This is a genomic window from Streptomyces sp. NBC_01546, assembly GCF_045208355.1.
Taxonomy (GTDB): Bacteria; Actinomycetota; Actinomycetes; order Streptomycetales; family Streptomycetaceae; genus Streptomyces.
In genome coordinates this window covers 3,787,703-3,805,833 of record NZ_CP109379.1, presented here as the reverse complement: position 1 = coordinate 3,805,833, position 18,131 = coordinate 3,787,703, and the positions used below count along the sequence as shown (strand labels likewise).

Below are 18,131 nucleotides of genomic sequence, written 5' to 3'. Positions count from 1 at the left end.
GGGGACGGTCAGGAAGCGGACCAGGGCGCGCCCGGGACCACCAGCGGGGAGCCCGTCACCGGGTCCGGGATGACGATCGAGTCGAGGCCGAAGACCTCGCGGACCAGCTCGGCGGTGACCACCGCCGACGGCGGGCCCTCGGCCACGACGCGGCCCGCCTTCATCGCCACCAGATGGTCCGCGTAGCGCGCCGCCTGGTTCAGGTCGTGCAGGACGGCCACCACCGTCCGGCCCCGGTCCCGGTTCAGACGCCGTACCAGGTCGAGGACCTCCACCTGGTGGGCGATGTCCAGGAACGTCGTCGGCTCGTCCAGCAACAGCAGATCGGTGTCCTGCGCCAGCGCCATCGCGATCCAGACGCGCTGCCGCTGCCCGCCCGACAGGGCGTCCACCGAACGGTCCGCCAGGTCGGAGACCGACGTACGGGCCATCGCGTCCACGACGGCCCGCTCGTCCGCCTCCGACCACTGCTGCCACCAGTGCTGGTGCGGCTGCCGCCCCCGCGCCACGAGGTCGGCGACCGTGATCGCCTCCGGGGCCACCGGGGGCTGCGGGAGCAGCCCGATGGTCTGCGCTATCTGCCGCGTGGGCAGCGACGACAGCGCGGCCCCGTCCAGCAGCACCGCACCCGAGCGCGGCTTCAGCAGCCGGCCCGAGCGCCCGCAGGGTCGTCGACTTGCCGCACGCGTTCGGGCCGACGATCACCGTCACCTTGCCGTCGGGGACGGCGAGGTCCAGGTCCTCGACCACCACGCGGTCCTCGTACGCGAGCGTCAGCCCGGCAGCGGAGAGACGGCTCATCTACTTGCCTCCAGTACGGCTGCGGACGATCAGCCAGATCAGGTACGGGGCCCCCACGGCGGCGGTCAGCACGCCCACCGGGAGCTCGGTCGGGGACAGCAGCCGGCGGGCGAGGAGATCGCCGGACACGACGATCACCGCACCCGTCAGCGCCGAGCACAACAGCGGGATCTGCGCGGTCCTGGTCATCCGCCGGGCGATCTGCGGCGCGAGCAGCGCCACGAAGTCCACCGGCCCGGCCGCGCCCGTCGCCACCGAGGCCAGGACCACGCCCAGCGCGATCAGCCCGAGCCGGACCCGGCCCAGGCGCACCCCGAGCGCCGTGGCGGTGTCGTCGTCGAGCGAGACGGTGCGCTGCGCCCGCGCCGCCCACAGCACGCCCGGCAGCAGCGCCAGCAGCACCCACGCGAGCGGCGTGGCGACGTCCCAGCCGCGCCCGTTGAGCGAGCCGGTCATCCAGATCTGCGCCTGCTGGGCGACGAGGTAGTCGCCCTTGGTCATCAGCAGCGTCGTCACCGACCGCAGTGCGACGGCGAAGCCGATGCCGATCAGCACGAACCGCGTCGCGTGCAGCCCGCCCCGCCACGCGAAGGCGTACACGAGGACGGCGGCGACGACACCGCCGAGCACCGACAGGTACGGCAGTACGGCGTACGAGGTCACGCCGAAGGTCAGCGCCGCCACGGTGACGGCGCTCGCGCCCTGGCTGATGCCGATGATGTCGGGGGAGGCCAGCGGATTGCGGGCCACGGTCTGGATCAGCGCACCGGCGACCCCGAAGGCCAGGCCGACGAGCAGCCCGGCCGTCATCCGGGGCAGCCGCAGCGTGCCGACGACCAGCTCCTCCGGGGACGGCCGGCCGAGCAGCACCTTCACCACCTCGCCGGGGGAGACGAAGGATTCGCCGACCGAGAGGTACACGACGCAGACCGCCGCCAGCAGGGCGCCAAGGCCCAGCGCCACGACCGCCGCCCGGCGGTGCAGCAGGAAGGACCCGCGCCCGGCACGCACCAGGGTGTATCCGGTCACGCGGCCACCGCCTTGCGGCGGACCAGCGTGACCAGGAACGGCACCCCGATGAGGGCCGTCATCACCCCGGCCGGGACCTCGCCCGGCGGCACCACGACCCGTCCGACCACGTCCGCGACGAGCAGCATCACCGGGCCGATCAGCGCGGCCATCGGCAGCACCCAGCGGTGGTCGCCGCCCACGACGGCGCGCGCGATGTGCGGGACGGCGAGCCCGATGAAGGCGATCGGCCCGGCGGCCGCGACCCCGGCGCCGGTCAGCACGGTCGCGCCGAGGCCGCCGACGATCCGTACGGCGGCCACGTTCTGCCCGAGCCCCCGGGCCACGTCCTCGCCGAGCGCCAGCGCGTCCAGGCCCCGGGCCACGGACACCACCAGCACCACCCCCACCAGCAGGAACGGCCATATCTGGTGGACCACCTGGACGTCCCGCCCGGCCACCGAGCCGACCTGCCAGAAACGGAACTCGTCCAGCGCCGAGGCCTTCGTCGTCAGCACCCCCGTGGTGACCGACACCAGCAGCGCGTTGATCGCGGCCCCGCCGAGCGCCAGTTTCACCGGGGTCGCGCCCCCGCGCCCGCCGGAGGCGACGGCGTAGACGGCGACCGAGGCCACCGCCGCCCCGGCGAAGGCGAACCACACGTACCCGCTCAGCGTGTGCACCCCCGCGAAGGCGATGGCGCAGACGACCGCGACCCCGGCACCCTGGCTGATGCCCAGGATGCCGGGGTCGGCTATCGGGTTGCGCGTGATGCCCTGGAGCGCGGTCCCGGCCAGGGCCAGGGCCGCGCCGACCATCAGGGCGATCAGGGTGCGGGGGACGCGCAGGCTGCGCACCACTTCGGCGTCGGGGCTGCCCGCCCCGTGGACCAGGGCGTCCCAGACCGCGGAGGGCGGAACGGGCCGGGCCCCGACGGAGAGGGAGAGGACCACCGCGCATATCAGCGCGGCGAAGGCGGCTGCGGTCCACCCGATACGACGGGTCGTCAGGGCGCGCCGAAGAGCGGGCGGGGCAGACATGTCACCTATTTCATGATCTGGTAAGGCGAGCCTAAGTGTACGTTCCCCCGTTGTCGGCCTGCTGTCGGCCCGGGTGCCGCCCCGCGTCGGCACAATGGCAGGTATGAACCTCACCGTCGGCTTCGACCTCGACATGACCCTCATCGATTCGCGCCCGGGAATCAAGGCCGCCTACCAGGCGCTCTCGGCCGAGACGGGCACGTTCATCGACGCCGACGCGGCGATCACGCGGCTCGGTCCGCCGCTGGAGGAGGAGCTGGCGTACTGGTTCCCGGAGGCCGAGATCCCGGCCGTGGCGGACCGCTACCGGGAGATCTATCCCACATACGCCATCGAGCCGACCCCCGCGATGCCCGGCGCCCGTGAGGCGATCGAGGCCGTCCAGGCACTCGGCGGCCGCGCGATCGTCGTCACCGCCAAGCACGAGCCCAACGCCCGCCTGCACCTGAAGCACCTGGGCATCGAGCCGGACGCCGTCATCGGCTGGCTGTGGGCCGAGGCCAAGGCCGGGGCGCTGCGCGAGTACGGCGCGCAGGTCTACGTCGGCGACCACGTGGGCGACGTACGAGGCGCCCGCAAGGCCGGCGCACTGTCCGTGGTGGTGCCGACCGGCCCCTGCCCGGAGCCCGAACTGCGCGCCGCGGGCGCGGACGTGGTCCTCGCGGACCTCACCGCACTGCCGCAATGGCTCGCGGAATACGTCGCGGCCCAGCCGGCCTAGAGCGCCTGTCTGTCTCCTTCCCTGCGCCCGGCCGGAGGGCCGGGCGCAGGGAAGGAGCTTCCGGCGTTACATCGTGTAGTAGCCGGCGACGTCGGCGATGAGGTCGACGGATCCTGCGTTGTTGTAGAAGCTGAGCTTTCCGTTCACGACGGGGACGACGACGAGGTTCGGGATCGTCAGTCCTGCGGTGAAGTTGAGGTTCGAGGCGCTGGTGCGGGTCGTGCCGTTGGGATAGACGGATACGTAGCTGCCCGTGGTGGGGTCGGTGGCCGTGACGTTCAGAACCACGGCCGTGACCCCGCTCGCGGGGATCCCCGCAGTGCCGGTGACCTGCAGGGTGACGGTGCCGCCCTGTCCCACCTTCGCCTTCGGCACGCCCAGTCCCTCACGGGTGTCCATGAGGCGCGTGGGCGTGATCGGCTTGTAGGCGGAGCCCGTTCTGTCGGTGGTGTAGTAGCCGGCGACGTCGGCGATGAGGTCGACGGATCCTGCGTTGTTGTAGAAGCTGAGCTTTCCGTTCACGACGGGGACGACGACGAGGTTCGGGATCGTCTGCCCTGCGGTGAAGTTGAGGTTCGAGGCGCTGGTGCGGGTCGTGCCGTTGGGATAGACGGACACGTAGCTGCCCGTGGTGGGGTCGGTGGCCGTGATGTTCAGAACCACGGCCGTGACCCCGCTCGCGGGGATCCCCGCAGTGCCGGTGACCTGCAGGGTGACGGTCCCGCCCTGTCCCACCTTGGCCTGGGGCACGCCCAGTCCGCTTCGGGTGTCCATCAGCCGGGTGGGCGTGATCGGCTTGTAGGTGGAGCCCGTTCCGTCGGTGGTGTAGTAGCCGGCGACGTCGGCGATGAGGTCGACGGATCCTGCGTTGTTGTAGAAGCTGACCTTTCCGTTCACGACGGGGACGACGACGAGGTTCGGGATCGTCTGCCCTGCGGTGAAGTTGAGGTTCGAGGCGCTGGTGCGGGTCGTGCCGTTGGGGTAGACCGACACGTGGCTGCTGGTGGTGGGGTCGGTGGCCGTGACGTTGAGGACGACGGCGCTGACCCCGGTCGCCGGAATGCCCGCCGTGCCGGTGACCTGCAAGGTGACCGTCTCGCCTTGGCCGACCTTGGCCTGGGGCACGCCCAGTCCGCTTCGGGTGTCCATCAGCCGGGTCGGCGTGATCGGCTTGTACGTACCCAGGCCGGAGACCGCGGGCGGCGTCACCGTCAGCGTGCCGCGCGGGTACTGGAAGCCGAGCGCGCTGACGCTGATGTTCCAGTTGCCGGCGGGGGCCGTGCGCAGGTCCACGGTCGCCTTCAGCGTCCGGGCGTCGTCGGAGACCGAGACGGTCGTGGCCGTCAGCGGCGACGGGCCGCCGCTCAGCTTGACCGTGGTGTTCATGCCCAGCGCCGTGCCCGTCACGGTGAGGGTCGCGACCGTACCGCTCTGCGCGGTGTTCGGCGTGACCGTCCCGACGGACACGTTCTCCCAGCCGCAGGGTGCGTAGGTGCAGACGAGCTCGGCGCGGTACGCCGTGCGGTCCGTCTTGTCCGGCAGCGCGAGAACGAACGTGCTGAGGCCGTCGCTCTGACAGTTGTACGGCGACGAACTGCCCGTGCAGCGGTTGATCCAGAGATCGTTGTAGAGCGCGGGCTCCGGGGTGAACGTCCCGCCGTCCGTGGCGGTGACGTCGACCCTGAACTGGTCACTCGGGTGGCTCTCCAGCACGGCGCACACGCCGGTGCGCTCCTCGGAGAGCGTGCCGGTCAGCGGACCGTACCCGTACGCGACCGACTCCGCCCGTGTGCACTCGGGCGCGGGGCCGTCTGCGGTGCCGATCCGCCAGGCGTCGAGGCGGTAGGAAGCGGGCAGGGACCAGCCCTCCGGGACCTGGGTGACGACCTGGTAACCGGCGGAGCCGGTGGGCCTGCACACCGAGGTCTTCTGGTAGCAGGCGATGCGGCCGGTGTCGTCGATGATCAGCATGTGCGTGCTGTCGTGGACGTCCCGGGCGTTGACGAGCAGCCGGTCCGTGGCGGAGGCCGTGGTGATCCGGTGGCAGCGCAGGGTGCCGTTCTGGCCGGACGTGCCGGTTGTGGCCGGGGCGCCGACCGCCGTCGCGGCGGAGGCGGCGCAGCCCTTGGCCGTGGCGGTGACGTCCCGGCGGTCCAGGGCGTGGCTGCGCGCGGCGTCCTGGCCCTGCAGGAGGACGGTGTACGCCTTGCCGGCGGTGAAGGAGCAGCTGGTGAGGCCGTCCGTCCGGAGCTGTTGGCCCGGGGTGGGGTGGTCGTAGCAGGAGGGCCCGTTGCCGTCGGTGCCGACCACGCTGATCGTGTAGCGCGGGAACAGCTCGTTGTCGTCCGGGAGCCCGTAGCGGATACGCAGGAGCTCGGCGGTGGAATGCGCGTCGGCCGGGATGGTCAGGCAGTGCGAGAAGACGCCGTTGCCGGTCTCCAGCCGCACGGCCGCCGCGTCGTCGGCGAAGCTCCCCGCGGGCAGGACCTGACAGCCCGCCTGGAGCACGTCCGTACGGACGAAGTGGACGCCGTACGGACCGGTTGCGGCGGAGTCATCGGCGTGCACCAGCGCGCGGAACGGTGCCGTGCCGGTCAGGGCGCAGCCGCCCCGGGCGAGTTCAACGGCGGTGCACTGCGCGGTGCCGTTCTGGTCGACCACCTCGACCTGGACGGTGAGGCCCGTGCCGCCGCCGAGCGAGGTGAGCGCTGCGATCCGGGCGCCCTTCGGGCTCGGCAGCTCCAGGCAGTGCGTCTGCCCGGCGGTGGCGAACGTACCCGCGTAGCGCCCCTCGGCGACGGCGACGCAGTCCTCGGCGGCCGGCGCGGCCTGAGCGGCGCCCACCGGCAGGAGGAGTGCGGCGAGGACGGCGAACAGGCACGTCAATGCGGTGGAAATCGGGCGTCTTGCAGACGCCGATGTGACTGGCATGAACCCCCCAGGGTGGTGTGCGACGAGAGATCGTCGCACACCCGCAGGGGGTTGACGTGGCGAATATGTGCCCGGTCCGCCATGGCCGGTTTTGAGCGGTTACAGCCGCGGCTAAGCCTGCGAGGCCCGGGCCGCGCGTCGCTGGGCGGCGGCCGAGCGGAGCACGCCCGCCGCGGAGATCGCGAAGCCGACGCCCATCAGCATGCACACGGCCCACGCGTACGACGGGAACGGGTCGACGTCGAGGAACAGCGGGGCCATCGTCGCGAGCGTCGCCACGGCGCCCACGATGAACACGATGCCGCCGGCCTTCACCAGGGCGTCGCCGGGCCGCGCTTCGTCGGAATGAGGAGTAACAGTCACCCCACCAGGGTAGTTGCATGGCCTGAGTGGCCGACGGCGAAGGACCGGGGAACGTCTTGTCACCGGGCCCTCGGCCATTAGCCTTGAGGTGGCGGGTCACAGTGACCCGCTGCGCTGTTATCCGGAGCCGTTCCGCGGCACTTCGGACCCCGACGAGCACAAGGACAGAGGACGGACGTGCCTACCGGCAAGGTCAAGTGGTTCAACAGTGAGAAGGGCTTCGGCTTTCTCTCCCGCGACGACGGCGGCGACGTCTTCGTCCACTCGTCGGTGCTCCCTGCCGGGGTCGACTCCCTCAAGCCCGGCCAGCGCGTCGAGTTCGGTGTCGTCGCCGGTCAGCGCGGTGACCAGGCGCTTTCGGTGACGGTCCTGGACCCGGCGCCGTCCGTCGCGGCGGCCCAGCGCCGCAAGCCCGACGAGCTCGCCTCGATCGTGCAGGACCTCACGACCCTGCTGGAGAACATCACGCCGATGCTGGAGCGCGGCCGCTACCCCGACAAGGTGCACGGCACGAAGATCGCCGGCCTGCTGCGCGCGGTGGCCGACCAGCTCGACGTCTGAGCAGTACCTACGACGACGGTGCCCCGCCACTCTGTCGAGTGGCGGGGCACCGTCGTACGAGGACTTCGAGGATTTCGAGGGCTACGGGAACGCCAGCGCCCCGGGCGCAATGGCCGGTACCAGCCCCTCGGCCGCCGCCCGGGTCAGCAGCCCGCGCACGGCCGCGTAGCCGGCGTCGCCGAGGTCGGCGGTGAACTCGTTGACGTAGAGCCCGATGTGCTGGTCGGCGACGGCCGGGTCCAGCTCCTGCGCGTGGGCCCGTACGTACGGGCGGGAGGCCTCCGGGTCGTCCCACGCCATCCGGACCGACGTACGGGCGGACTCGGCCAGGGCCTTCAGGGTCGCGTCGCCCAGCGAGCGCTTGGCGATGATCGCGCCGAGCGGGATCGGCAGCCCGGTCGTGGACTCCCAGTGCTCGCCCATGTCGGCCAGACAGTGCAGCCCGTAGTCCTGATAGGTGAACCGGGCCTCGTGGATGACCAGTCCGGCGTCCACCCGGCCGTCGCGCACCGCGGGCATGATCTCGTTGAAGGGCAGCACGACCACCTTGCCGACGCCGGCCGGGAGCACGTCCGCCGCCCACAGCCGGAACAGCAGGTAGGCGGTGGAGCGTTCGCTCGGCACGGCGACCGTCTTGCCGGCCAGCTCGACGCCCGGCTCGCGCGTGAGCACGAGTGGGCCGCAGCCGCGGCCCAGGGCCCCGCCGCAGGGCAGGAGCGCATACTCCTCGAGCACCCAGGGCAGCACGGCGTACGACACCTTCAGCACGTCCAGCTCGCCGCGCTCGGCCATGCCGTTGGTGATGTCGATGTCCGCGAAGGTGACCTCGAGGCCGGGCGCGCCCGGGACGCGGCCGTGCGCCCAGGCGTCGAAGACGAAGGTGTCGTTCGGGCAGGGCGAGTAGGCGATCTGCACGGCGTTCCCGGCCTTACCGGTCATGGCGTTCTCCCCAGTTCGCGAGTACGGGCCCCAGCGTGCGGAAGCCGTCGGCGAGGGCGGCGAGCGCGTCCCCGATCCGCCAGGCGGCACGGTCACGCGGACCCACGGCGTTGGACACGGCGCGGATCTCCAGTACGGACAGCCCGTGCGCGGCGGCTGCCTCCGCCACCCCGAAGCCCTCCATGGCCTCGGCCCCGGCCATCGGGTGCCGGGCGGCGAGCTCGGCGGCCCGGGCGGCGGTCCCGGTGACGGTGGAGACGGTCAGTACGGGCGCGAGCAGCGCCCCGGTGGCCTCGGCGGCGCGGGCGGCCAGCTCGGCGGGCGGCAGGTGCACGCTGTGTCCGAAGCCGAGCGCCTGTACGTCCACGAAGCCGTCGGGGGTCTCGGCCCCCAGGTCGGCGGCGACGATCGCGTCCGCGACGACGAGGGAGCCGGGCGGGGCGGCGGGCTGGAACCCGCCGCCGATGCCGGCCGAGACGACGAGCGTGTACGAGCCGAGGGCCAGGGCGGTGGCGGTGCCGGCGGCGGCCGCCGCCGGACCGACGCCCCCGACGAGCACGTCGAAGGCGGCGCCCGGGAGGTCCCGGCGGGTGATGAGGTACCCCTCCCCAGACTTCGTCCGGGGATACCCCAGGGGCAAGGTGCGCGGCTCAGGACCGGGGGCGTCCGGATGAGGGGTCAGCCCGGTGAGGACGGAGTCTGCCTCCGCCGCCACCGCGGTCACGACGAGCGCGCGCACCGGTGCCGCCCGGTTACTTGAGCTTGAGGTTGAAGGTCCAGACGGAGAGCGGCTTGCCGTCCTCGGCGACCTGGACGAAGGCGAGCTTCTTCGACGCCGGGGCCTCGCCCTGGCCGCCGGTCGCGAAGACGTCGGCGCCCGGGAAGCTGCGGTAGGTGTTCGAGGAGGGCTCGGTGATGGGCTGCCCGTCCAGGACCGCCTGCCACTTCTTGCCGTCCTCGACTACGTCCGGCTCGACGCCCAGGCGCAGGGTGTCGCCGCGGGCGTACTCGACGGTCTTGGCGTCCTTCAGGTTGGTGAGGCAGTCCTGGACCTTGTCCATGGACAGCGGCTCGGTGCCTTCGTGGCAGGCGGCTTCGGCGGACACCGACGAGGTGCCGACCGTCACGGTCGCCAGCGGCGTCGGCTTGTCGCAGGCGGAGAGGAGGAGGAGGCCGGCGGACACGGCTCCGAGGGCCGCGACGCTGCGGCGGGCCCTACCCGAGAAAAGCGGTGCGGTCATGAGCCGAAGGCTATCGGGCCCCTGGGCTGCGCCGCTGCACGGGGGGTGTCGGGTGCGGCGCAGCCGCGCGAGCGGCCTCGGCTAAGCCACCCGGGGGCGGGACGTGCCCTGGTGCTGGTGGCGGGGGGCGGCGAGGAGGCCGCGGATGGCCATCGTCGTGCCCATGGCGACGATGGCCGCCGCGACGGACATGCCCAGTACGCCGTTCAGCGGCAGGGCGATGCCGATCGCGCCGCCCAGTACCCACGCCATCTGGAGCAGCGTCTCCGAACGGGCGAAGGCGGAGGTGCGGACCGCTTCCGGGACGTCCCGCTGGATCATCGCGTCCAGCGAGAGCTTCGCCAGCGCCTGGGAGAAGCCCGCCGTCGCGCCCAGCACGGCCATGAACAGTCCGCTGAAGAAGGCCGCCGCCAGTACCGCGACCGCGAGCGTCAGGGACAGCACCGCCGCGATGATGGCCTCCGGGGCCCGCGCCCGCAGCCACGCGCCGGCCGCCGTCCCGCAGGCGTTGCCCACGCCCGCCGAGACGCCCACGATGCCCAGCGACACCGCCGCGCTCTGCCCCGCCATCGGGTGCTCGCGCAGCAGGAACGCCAGGAAGAAGATCAGGAACCCGGACAGTGCGCGCATCGCGGCGTTCGCCAGCAGGCCGCACAGGACCGAGCGGCTGACCGTCCGCAGCCCCGGCCGCTTCGAGTGCGCCTCGTGCGTGGACAGCCGCGCCCGGCGCTCGCCCTTGGCCTCGTCCACCTTGTGCGGCAGCGTGAACGCCGCGAAGGTGCCGAACGCGAAGATCACACAGGCCCCGTACAGCGGCCACTCCGGCCCGATCTGGTGCAGCCCGGCGCCCACCGGCGCGGCCGCGCCCGTGGCCAGCAGCCCGGCGAGCGTGACCCTCGAGTTCGCCTTGACGAGTGAGAACGTCGGCGGCAGCAGCCGTGGCACCACGGCGCTGCGGACCACCCCGTACGCCTTGGACGCGACCAGGACACCGAGCGCCGCCGGATACAGCTCCAGCCCGCCCGTGGCCACCGCGGCCGACATCATCAGCGCCAGCAGCGCCCGGGCCAGCATCGCGGCCGCCATCGACGCCCGGCGGCCGTGCGGCAGCCGGTCCAGCAGCGGGCCGATCACCGGGGCCAGCACGGCGAAGGGGGCCATCGTGATGGCCAGGTACAGGGCCACCCGGCCGCGTGCCTCGTCCGTGGGGACCGAGAAGAAGACCGTCGAGGCCAGCGCCACGGTGATCATCATGTCGCCGGCGCCGTTGATGGCGTGCAGCTCGATCAGCTTGCCGAGGCCCGATTCACCGGCCCCCTGCGCGTGCGTGGCCCGCCGGATGCCGCGGGCCGTACCGGTGAAGGGCAGGTGCAGGGCACGCCCCAGGGCCCGGCCGGCCCGCCTGGCCGGTCCCGAGCCGTCGCGGGACGACCGTACGGGTGCCACCTGGCCATAGTGCCCCACAGGTCCCTCCCGGACCCCTCCCGGCGCGTCGCGGCCGCTCTGCGCACGCTCTCCGTGCGCTCTCCGCGCGCGGCCTTGTCCGCGAATCGGACCTTGCATGTGGGCCCAAGGCTTCGGAGGAGGTAGCGTGCGTAGCGCGCCACCGGCGGTTGCTCTTGGCCGCGCGCCTCTTCGCGATCCCGCAGAATGGATCGCATAAAGGTGCGCCCGGAGTCCGATCGGGTGCGGACGTCGACGCGGCCCTCTGGTCCGCTCCGCCCGCTCCACGTACGGACAGGACCGACGGGTCGTTGTGGACGACAGTACGGACGGCGCACTCGTGAGACGGCGTAGGAGAGAACGAGACCAGTGAGTGCTGCGACGACGCGAAGCCGTACCCCGCGTACCCCCGACCGCCTGTGCGTCGAGGCGGTAGAGCTCGCCCGTGCGGCGGCCGAGGAGGCCGCTTTCCCCGGTGTGGTGGGCGAGCACGTTTCCGCCGTGGCGGAGGGCGACCGGGTCGTCACCCACTTCTTCGAGTCCAAGGAGCCGGGCTACCGCGGCTGGCGCTGGGCCGTCACCGTGACCCGCGCCTCCCGCGCGAAGAACGTCACCCTCGACGAAACGGTGCTGCTCCCCGGCGACGACGCGCTGCTCGCCCCCGAGTGGGTGCCGTGGAGCGAGCGGCTGCGCCCCGGCGACATGGGCCCGGGCGACCTGCTGCCCACCGACGCCGAGGACCTGCGGCTGGAGCCGGGCTGGTCGGGCGAGGACACCCCGCCGCCGAACTCGGTGGTCTCCACCGAAATGGCCGAACTGGTGGAGGCGGAGGACGCCGACGTCACCGACCGCGCGGTGGTACCGGTGCGCGGCTCCATCACGTCCGTCGCCGAGGAACTCGGCATGCGCCGGGCCCGCGTCCTCTCCCGCTACGGGCTGCACGGCGCGGCCGACCGCTGGGACGAGTCGTTCGGCGCGAAGACCCCAATGGCGCAGGCGGCGCCGGCGTCCTGCGTCTCCTGCGGCTTCCTGGTCGCGATCGGGGGCTCGCTGGGCCAGGCGTTCGGTGTCTGCGCGAACGAGTTCAGCCCGGCCGACGGCCGGCTGGTCTCCCTGTCGTACGGGTGCGGCGGCCACTCGGAGGCCGCGGTCATGCCGGCCCCGCTGCGGCCCGCTCCGCCGGTGCTCGACTCGATGGCCTCGGACGAGTTCCCCCTCCGGCCGTCCCCCGACACCGGCTCGGTCCCGACCGCGGACCTCCCGGCCGCGGACCTCGGCCACTCGTAGCCCTGCGTCGCCGCGCCCGGACGGGTGATCCGGGGCCGGTCCCGGGCGGGGCGTGGCCGCGTACGCTCGGCCCATGGGGGACGACGTGGACATGGTGGGAATGACCGGCCGGGTGACCGGGACGGTCGGGCCCGGCCTGGTGGGCGAGGTCATCGTTCGGATCCGGGGCGGGGCCGAGCACTTCCTCGCGCATCCGGTGCACGGGACGGGCCGGCTGGCCGTGGGGACGGTGGTCACGGTGGTCGAGCACCAGCCGCCGCGCACGGTGTACGTCATGGCGGCCTACGGCTCCTGAGTATCAAGATGGCGACAAGAATGATCGCGCCACTTCTCGGGGGGCCCGCGCAGGCGCAGACTCGCCCTCGTCGGTGTCGAACGGCACCGCGATAAGGGGGCGTTGCCGATGGCTATCGGCGTCGTGGCGGGAATCGTTCTCGCCGCACTGGGGGCCGCGGTCGGCCTGTTCAAGCTCATGTGGCGGGTGGCCGAACCCAATGAGGCACTCGTCATCTCCGGTTCCACGCACAAGACCGAGGGTGTCGGCGAGGGCATGGGGTTCCGGATCGTCACCGGGCGCGGAACGCTCGTACTGCCGGGCGTGCAGGCGGTGCGGAAACTGTCCCTGGACCTCAACGAGACCCAGCTGTCGGTGGATTGCGTCACCCACCAGGGCATCCCGCTGAGGGTCAAGGGCGTGGTCATCTTCAAGGTCGGCGACGACCTCATCTCCATCGCCAACGCGGCGCGCCGCTTCCTGGACCAGCAGAAGATGATGCCCGAGCGGGTGCACATCGTCTTCGCGGGCCATCTGCGGTCGATCGTGGGCGGCCTGACGGTCGAGGACATGATCCGGGACCGCGAGAAGCTGACCGGGCAGACCCGGATGGCCTGCGGTACGGAGATGGAGAAGCTGGGCCTGATCGTCGACTCCCTCCAGATCCACGAGATCGAGGACCCGACGGGCTACATCAAGAACCTGGCCATGCCGCACGCGGCCGCCGTCCAGCGGGACGCGCGGATCGCGCAGGCCGAGGCGAACCGGCTGGCGACGGAGGCCGAACAGGCCGCCTCCGCACGGATGGCGGAGGCCACCCGGGACAGCGAGATCCTCCAGGCCGGCTACCAGGCGGAGCGGGACAAGGCGGCGGCGACGGCCCGGCAGGCGGGCCCGCTGTCGGAGGCGGCGGCGCGGCAGGAGGTCGTGGTCCAGGAGACCCGGGTCGCGGAGCTGGAGGCACACCGGCGCGAGCAGCAGCTGCAGGCGGACGTACGCAAGCCCGCGGACGCCGCGGCGTACGAGACGCGCACGCGCGCGGAGGCGGACCGCGACGCGCGGATCTCGGCGGCGCAGGCCAAGGCGAAGGAGACGGAGCTGGCGGCGGCCGCGGAGGCGGCGGCGACGCGGGCCACGGGTGAGGCGGAGGCGTCGGCCACGCAGGCGCGGGGCCTGGCGGAGGCCGAGGCGGCGAAGGCCAGGGGTCTCGCCGAGGCGGAAGCCCTCAAGGCGCGGGCGGCGGCCCTGGCGGAGAATCAGGAGGCGGTGGTCGCACAGCAGCTGGCCGAGAACTGGCCGGCGATCGTGGAGGCGGGCGCGGGTGCCTTCGGGAGCGTGGAGCACATGGTCCTGCTGAACGGGGCGGAGGGCATGTCGGAGATGTTCGCGAAGGCGCTGACGATGGGCGGCACGGGCCTGGGCGTGGCCCGCCAGCTGCTGGCGTCGATGGCCCCTGCCGCTGGCGCTGAGCCCAAAGTGAACGGGCGCATCCCGATCCGCGAGGACTAGCCCCCTGCGGGTCCGCTGCTGGGGCTCCGCCCCAGACCCCGCGCCTCAAACGCCGGCGGGGCTGGGTTTGCGCCGGGCGGCACTTGTGAGCGCAGCTCAGCCAAAATCCAGCCCCGCCGGCGTTTGAGGCGCGGGGGTTCGGGGGCAGCGCCCCCGACAGCGGCGCCGCAGGTTATTTCGTGTCCCGGCGGCGGAACAGGCGCTTCGCCGCGAAGACCACGGCCAGGGCCCCCGCCAGGACAAGGGCTCCCTTGCCGTAGCCGCCCGGCTCCGGCGCGGGGGCCGCGTCCGGCGGCGACCCCGGCTGCGGGGACGCCGACGGGGCCGTGGCGGACAGCGGGACCGCGATGACGCGGCTGCCCTCACCCTCGGCGCCGAACATCAGCGCCGAGCCGTCCGCCGCGTACGTCACCGACTCCGCCTGCCCCTGCCACGGCGCGTCCACCCGCTCGCCCTCGCCCTCCGGCCGCCCGTCCTTCCACGGGTACGTACGGGCCGTGAAGTACCCCCGCAGGGCCAGCCGGCTCCCGTCGGGGGAGAACGCCCCGTCCGTCACCCACGGCACGTCCGCGACCCGCCGGAACACGTTCGGCCCGTCCTCGGACAGCCGCTCCGGCCCCTCGTACAGCCCGCCCGTGCTCTCGTGCTTGCTCGCGATGTACACCCGCCCCGTCACCGGATGCACCATCAGCGCCTCCGCGTTCCGCGGCCCGTCCGCGTACCGCACCGTGAACTGCGCGGCCTTGACCGTGACATCGCCCAGCTGCTTCGGCTCCGGGAACCGGTAGATCCACACGTGGTCCCAGGTGCCGTTCTTGTTGTCCCCGATGTCACCGACGTACAGCTGCCCGTCCGGCCCGAGCGAGATCGCCTCGACGTCCCGCGGCTTCCCGACGCCCGTCAGCGTGACCCGGGCCACCGTCTTGCCGGTCGCCGAGTCCACCGCGTAGACGTACGGGCCGTCGTTGCTGTCGTTGTGCGTCCAGTACACGCCCGGGTGGATCCGGCTCGCCGCCAGCCCGCTCGACTCCTTGATCCGCGGATCGGCGATGGTGAAGGAGGACGCCCCGGGACCCGCGGCAGCCTCGGCCGCGAGGGCGGCCGACGACGGCAGCAGGGCGAGCACGAGGGCGGCGGAGGCGGACGACAACGGCAACAGGCGCATGCCCCCAGCCTGCCAGCCCGCTGGGCTTGTCTCTCGGCGTGTCCGGCATCACAGGGGCGCCTGTCGGGTGATCCGCGATGATGACCGGATGCGTTTCATGTTCGTCGGCGACTCCATGACCATCGGACGCGCCGGCGACTACACCTGGCGCTACCGGATGTGGCAGCACCTGGGCTCCACCCTCGGCGGGCCGTACGAGATCGTCGGCCCGCGCAGCGAGCTGTACGACACCGCCGCCGACGCGCCCGCCAGCCACGCGTACGCCGACCCGGACTTCCCGCAGGACGCCCGCCGTCACCTGGCCGGCTGGGGCGAGGGCTGGCAGCACATGGCGCCCCTGATAGGCCCCGCCGCCCGGGCCGGCCGGGCCGACGTCCTGCTCGTCTCCCTCGGCCTGATCGACCTCGGCTTCTACACCGGCGCCGAGGACACCGCCGCCAACGTCCGCCGCTTCGTCGCGGCCGCCCGGGAAGCCCGCCCCGGCATCCGGATGGTGCTGCTGCCGGTGATCCCGAACATCCGCGCCGAGGAGGACGCCCCCTTCGCGGCAGAGGTGGCCCGCTTCAACGAGCTCCTGGCGAAGGCGGTGGCCGATCTGACCACCGCCGCCTCACCGATCCTGCTGGGCGCGCGCCCGTACGCGTACGACATCCACCGCGACACCTACGACGGGACCCACCCCAACGCCTCGGGCGAACACCGCCTGGCGGGCGAGTTCGCGGCGGTCCTCCACCAGGCCTGGGGCATCGGCGGTCCCTACCGGGGCGTGTGAGCGGGACCTACCAGGCGAAGGCCTCCGGGGACGCGCCGGGTCCCGGGAAGATCTCGTCCAGGGCGGCCAGCACCTCCTCGCTCAGCTCCAGCTCCAGCGCGCGCAGCGCGCTCTCCAACTGCCCGGCCGTACGCGGGCCGACGATCGGGCCGGTGACCCCGGGCCGGGTCAGCAGCCAGGCCAGCGCGGTCTCGCCGGGTTCCAGGCCGTGCTTGTCGAGCAGGTCCTCGTACGCCTGCACCTGGGCCCGTACCGAGGTGTTGGCCAGCGAGTCCGCCGACCGTCCGGAGGCGCGGCGCCCGCCCTCGACCTCCTTCTTGATGACCCCGCCCAGCAGGCCGCCGTGCAGCGGGGACCACGGGATGACCCCGAGCCCGTACTCCTGCGCGGCCGGGATGACCTCCATCTCGGCGCGCCGCTCGGCGAGGTTGTAGAGGCACTGCTCGCTGACCAGCCCGACCGTGCCGCGCCGGGCGGCGGTCTCGTTCGCCTGGGCGATCTTGTAGCCGGGGAAGTTCGACGAGCCCGCGTAAAGGATCTTGCCCTGCTGGATCAGTACGTCGACGGCCTGCCAGATCTCCTCGAAGGGGGTCCGGCGGTCGATGTGGTGGAACTGGTAGAGGTCGATGTAGTCGGTCTGGAGCCGCTTCAGGCTGGCCTCGACGGCCCGTCGGATGTTCAGTGCCGACAGCCGGTCGTGGTTGGGCCACGGGTCGCCCTCGCCGGCCATGTTCCCGTAGACCTTGGTGGCCAGGACGGTCTTGTCCCGGCGGCCGCCGCCCTGGGCGAACCAGGTGCCGATGATCTCCTCGGTGCGGCCCTTGTTCTCACCCCACCCGTAGACGTTGGCGGTGTCGACGAAGTTCAGACCTGCGGCGAGGGCGCCGTCCAGGATGCTGTGACTGGTGGGTTCGTCTGTCTGCGGACCGAAGTTCATCGTGCCGAGAACGAGTCGGCTGACCTTGAGTCCGGTGCGTCCGAGCTGCGTGTACTTCATGGGCCCCAAGCCAACTGCTTCGAGTCCACTCGAGGCAAGGGCCCGACGCCCGCCCAGGGGCAGCGGGCGCTACTGCCCCACGGCGGCCGCGACGGCCACTACGACGAACATCAGCACGAGCACACCGGCCATGACACGGTTTCTGGTCTTGGGATCCACCCGTCGAGCCTAACGCGGCCGTCGCCCTGCCCCGCACGCGCGTACGCGCACTCAGAGCCCGCGCAGCTCCAGGGTGCAGCACTTCACGCTGCCGCCCGCCTTGAGGAGCTCGGAGAGATCGACCCCGATCGGCTCGAAGCCCCGCGCGCTGAGCTGGGCCTTCAGGCCGGTGGCCGCCTCGGGCAGCAGCACGTGGCGGCCGTCGGAGAAGGCGTTGAGCCCGAAGACGGCGGCGTCCTCGGCCGTGGCGAGGATCGCATCGGGAAACAGGGTCCGCAGCACGGCCCGGCTCCCCTCGGAGAAGGCGGCCGGGTAGTACATGACCTCGTCGTCCGAGAGCACGGCGAGCGCCGTGTCCAGGTGGTAGAACTCCGGGTCGACGAGGGTCAGGCCGGTCACCGGCAGACCGAAGAACTCCTGCGCCTCGGCGTGCGAGCGCGGGTCGGTGCGGAAGCCGGTGCCGGCCAGCAGGCGGCGGCCGACGGTGAGGATGTCGCCCTCGCCCTCGTTGATGTACTCCGGCCACAGCAGCTCGCGGTAGCCCCGGCTCTCGAACCACTTGAGGTACGCGGGCCCCTCGGCGGTGCGCTGCGCGTGCCGGAACCGGGCGCCGTAGACCTTGCCGTCCACCACGGTGGCGCCGTTCGCCGCGAACACCATGTCGGGGAGCCCGTCGATCGGGTCGATCTCCTCCACGAGGTGGCCGAGCTCCAGGTAGAGGTCGCGCAGCCGCTCCCACTGGAGGACGGCCAGGCCGGTGTCGGTGCTCTTCTCCGGGTTCATCCACGGGTTGATCGAGTACGTGACGTCGTAGTGCCTCGGGCGGCACATCAGCAGCCGGCGCCGGGTGGCCACGCGGGTGGAAGCGGTGACGGTCTCGGTCATCTGCACGGGGACTCCTTCGAGGGGTGGCCCGAGTG

17 protein-coding genes and 1 pseudogene are annotated in these 18,131 nt (G+C 72.6%); 6 read left to right on the top strand and 12 right to left on the bottom strand.

The annotated features are described in order from the left end of the window. Positions 1 to 8 precede the first annotated feature (8 nt). The 3 genes and pseudogenes from OHA89_RS17255 to OHA89_RS17245 form a co-directional block, all read right to left on the bottom strand. Positions 9 to 801, bottom strand: a pseudogene (locus OHA89_RS17255) (ABC transporter ATP-binding protein). Then, entirely contained in the window at positions 802 to 1,830 is a 1,029-nt protein-coding gene (locus tag OHA89_RS17250) for a FecCD family ABC transporter permease (protein WP_406366567.1), read from the bottom strand. Beyond that, on the bottom strand, positions 1,827 to 2,849 hold the full coding sequence (locus OHA89_RS17245; protein ID WP_266608492.1) for an iron ABC transporter permease: 1,023 nt from the start codon (positions 2,847 to 2,849) through the stop codon (positions 1,827 to 1,829). The genes OHA89_RS17250 and OHA89_RS17245 overlap by 4 nt, the downstream gene beginning before the upstream one ends. A 94-nt stretch (positions 2,850 to 2,943) precedes the next feature. Between OHA89_RS17245 and OHA89_RS17240 the strand changes: the two genes are divergently transcribed. Next, positions 2,944 to 3,570, top strand: a complete 627-nt coding sequence (locus tag OHA89_RS17240; RefSeq protein ID WP_406366566.1) for an HAD family hydrolase — start codon at positions 2,944 to 2,946, stop codon at positions 3,568 to 3,570. Between the two features lie 66 nt (positions 3,571 to 3,636). Here OHA89_RS17240 and OHA89_RS17235 read toward each other — a convergent pair whose 3' ends face one another. Together OHA89_RS17235 and OHA89_RS17230 are read right to left on the bottom strand one after the other, a co-directional pair. Next, positions 3,637 to 6,456 (bottom strand): hypothetical protein, encoded by a 2,820-nt coding sequence (locus OHA89_RS17235; protein ID WP_406366565.1) that lies wholly within the window; start codon positions 6,454 to 6,456, stop codon positions 3,637 to 3,639. A 156-nt stretch (positions 6,457 to 6,612) separates the two neighbouring features. Then, the gene (locus OHA89_RS17230) at positions 6,613 to 6,864 is read right to left on the bottom strand and encodes a hypothetical protein (protein ID WP_215139563.1); all 252 of its coding nucleotides are present in this window, start codon (positions 6,862 to 6,864) and stop codon (positions 6,613 to 6,615) included. Positions 6,865 to 7,041: 177 nt separating this feature from the next. Here OHA89_RS17230 and OHA89_RS17225 point away from each other — a divergent pair, with 177 nt between their 5' ends. Further along, positions 7,042 to 7,425 (top strand): cold-shock protein, encoded by a 384-nt coding sequence (locus OHA89_RS17225; RefSeq protein ID WP_322975534.1) that lies wholly within the window; start codon positions 7,042 to 7,044, stop codon positions 7,423 to 7,425. Positions 7,426 to 7,506: 81 nt separating this feature from the next. Here OHA89_RS17225 and OHA89_RS17220 read toward each other — a convergent pair whose 3' ends face one another. The 4 genes from OHA89_RS17220 to OHA89_RS17205 all read right to left on the bottom strand — a co-directional run bounded on the left by OHA89_RS17220 (position 7,507) and on the right by OHA89_RS17205 (position 11,069). Continuing rightward, entirely contained in the window at positions 7,507 to 8,364 is an 858-nt protein-coding gene (locus tag OHA89_RS17220) for a 1,4-dihydroxy-6-naphthoate synthase (RefSeq protein ID WP_257555019.1), read from the bottom strand. Further along, complete coding sequence (locus OHA89_RS17215; RefSeq protein WP_406366564.1) at positions 8,354 to 9,103, bottom strand: futalosine hydrolase; 750 nt, start codon at positions 9,101 to 9,103, stop codon at positions 8,354 to 8,356. The genes OHA89_RS17220 and OHA89_RS17215 overlap by 11 nt, the downstream gene beginning before the upstream one ends. A gap of 13 nt (positions 9,104 to 9,116) precedes the next feature. Beyond that, positions 9,117 to 9,605, bottom strand: coding sequence for a DUF2771 domain-containing protein (locus tag OHA89_RS17210; RefSeq protein WP_215139559.1), 489 nt, complete (start codon positions 9,603 to 9,605; stop codon positions 9,117 to 9,119). An 81-nt stretch (positions 9,606 to 9,686) separates the two neighbouring features. Then, entirely contained in the window at positions 9,687 to 11,069 is a 1,383-nt protein-coding gene (locus OHA89_RS17205) for an MFS transporter (RefSeq protein ID WP_406366563.1), read from the bottom strand. Between the two features lie 348 nt (positions 11,070 to 11,417). On the opposite strand from OHA89_RS17205, the gene OHA89_RS17200 reads away from it, so the two are divergent. From OHA89_RS17200 to OHA89_RS17190, 3 genes are all read left to right on the top strand, one after another. Further along, a complete protein-coding gene (locus OHA89_RS17200; RefSeq protein WP_257555016.1) occupies positions 11,418 to 12,335 on the top strand; it encodes a DUF3027 domain-containing protein in 918 nt (305 codons plus the stop codon). Positions 12,336 to 12,408: 73 nt separating this feature from the next. Then, entirely contained in the window at positions 12,409 to 12,630 is a 222-nt protein-coding gene (locus OHA89_RS17195; protein ID WP_215139556.1) for a hypothetical protein, read from the top strand. A 108-nt stretch (positions 12,631 to 12,738) separates the two neighbouring features. Beyond that, positions 12,739 to 14,118 carry a flotillin family protein gene (locus tag OHA89_RS17190; RefSeq protein ID WP_266608482.1) on the top strand — a complete coding sequence of 460 codons (1,380 nt, stop codon included), beginning with the start codon at positions 12,739 to 12,741 and terminating at the stop codon, positions 14,116 to 14,118. A 172-nt stretch (positions 14,119 to 14,290) separates the two neighbouring features. Here OHA89_RS17190 and OHA89_RS17185 read toward each other — a convergent pair whose 3' ends face one another. Next, positions 14,291 to 15,283, bottom strand: coding sequence for a WD40 repeat domain-containing protein (locus OHA89_RS17185; protein ID WP_266608480.1), 993 nt, complete (start codon positions 15,281 to 15,283; stop codon positions 14,291 to 14,293). An 88-nt stretch (positions 15,284 to 15,371) separates the two neighbouring features. On the opposite strand from OHA89_RS17185, the gene OHA89_RS17180 reads away from it, so the two are divergent. Further along, positions 15,372 to 16,055, top strand: coding sequence for a GDSL-type esterase/lipase family protein (locus tag OHA89_RS17180; protein ID WP_266608478.1), 684 nt, complete (start codon positions 15,372 to 15,374; stop codon positions 16,053 to 16,055). Positions 16,056 to 16,062: 7 nt separating this feature from the next. On the opposite strand, the gene OHA89_RS17175 is transcribed toward OHA89_RS17180, so the two are convergent. Together OHA89_RS17175 and ddaH are read right to left on the bottom strand one after the other, a co-directional pair. After that, complete coding sequence (locus OHA89_RS17175; RefSeq protein ID WP_257555010.1) at positions 16,063 to 17,052, bottom strand: aldo/keto reductase; 990 nt, start codon at positions 17,050 to 17,052, stop codon at positions 16,063 to 16,065. Between the two features lie 210 nt (positions 17,053 to 17,262). Further along, entirely contained in the window at positions 17,263 to 18,096 is an 834-nt protein-coding gene (gene ddaH, locus OHA89_RS17170) for a dimethylargininase (RefSeq protein ID WP_215139551.1), read from the bottom strand. Positions 18,097 to 18,131: the final 35 nt, after the last annotated feature.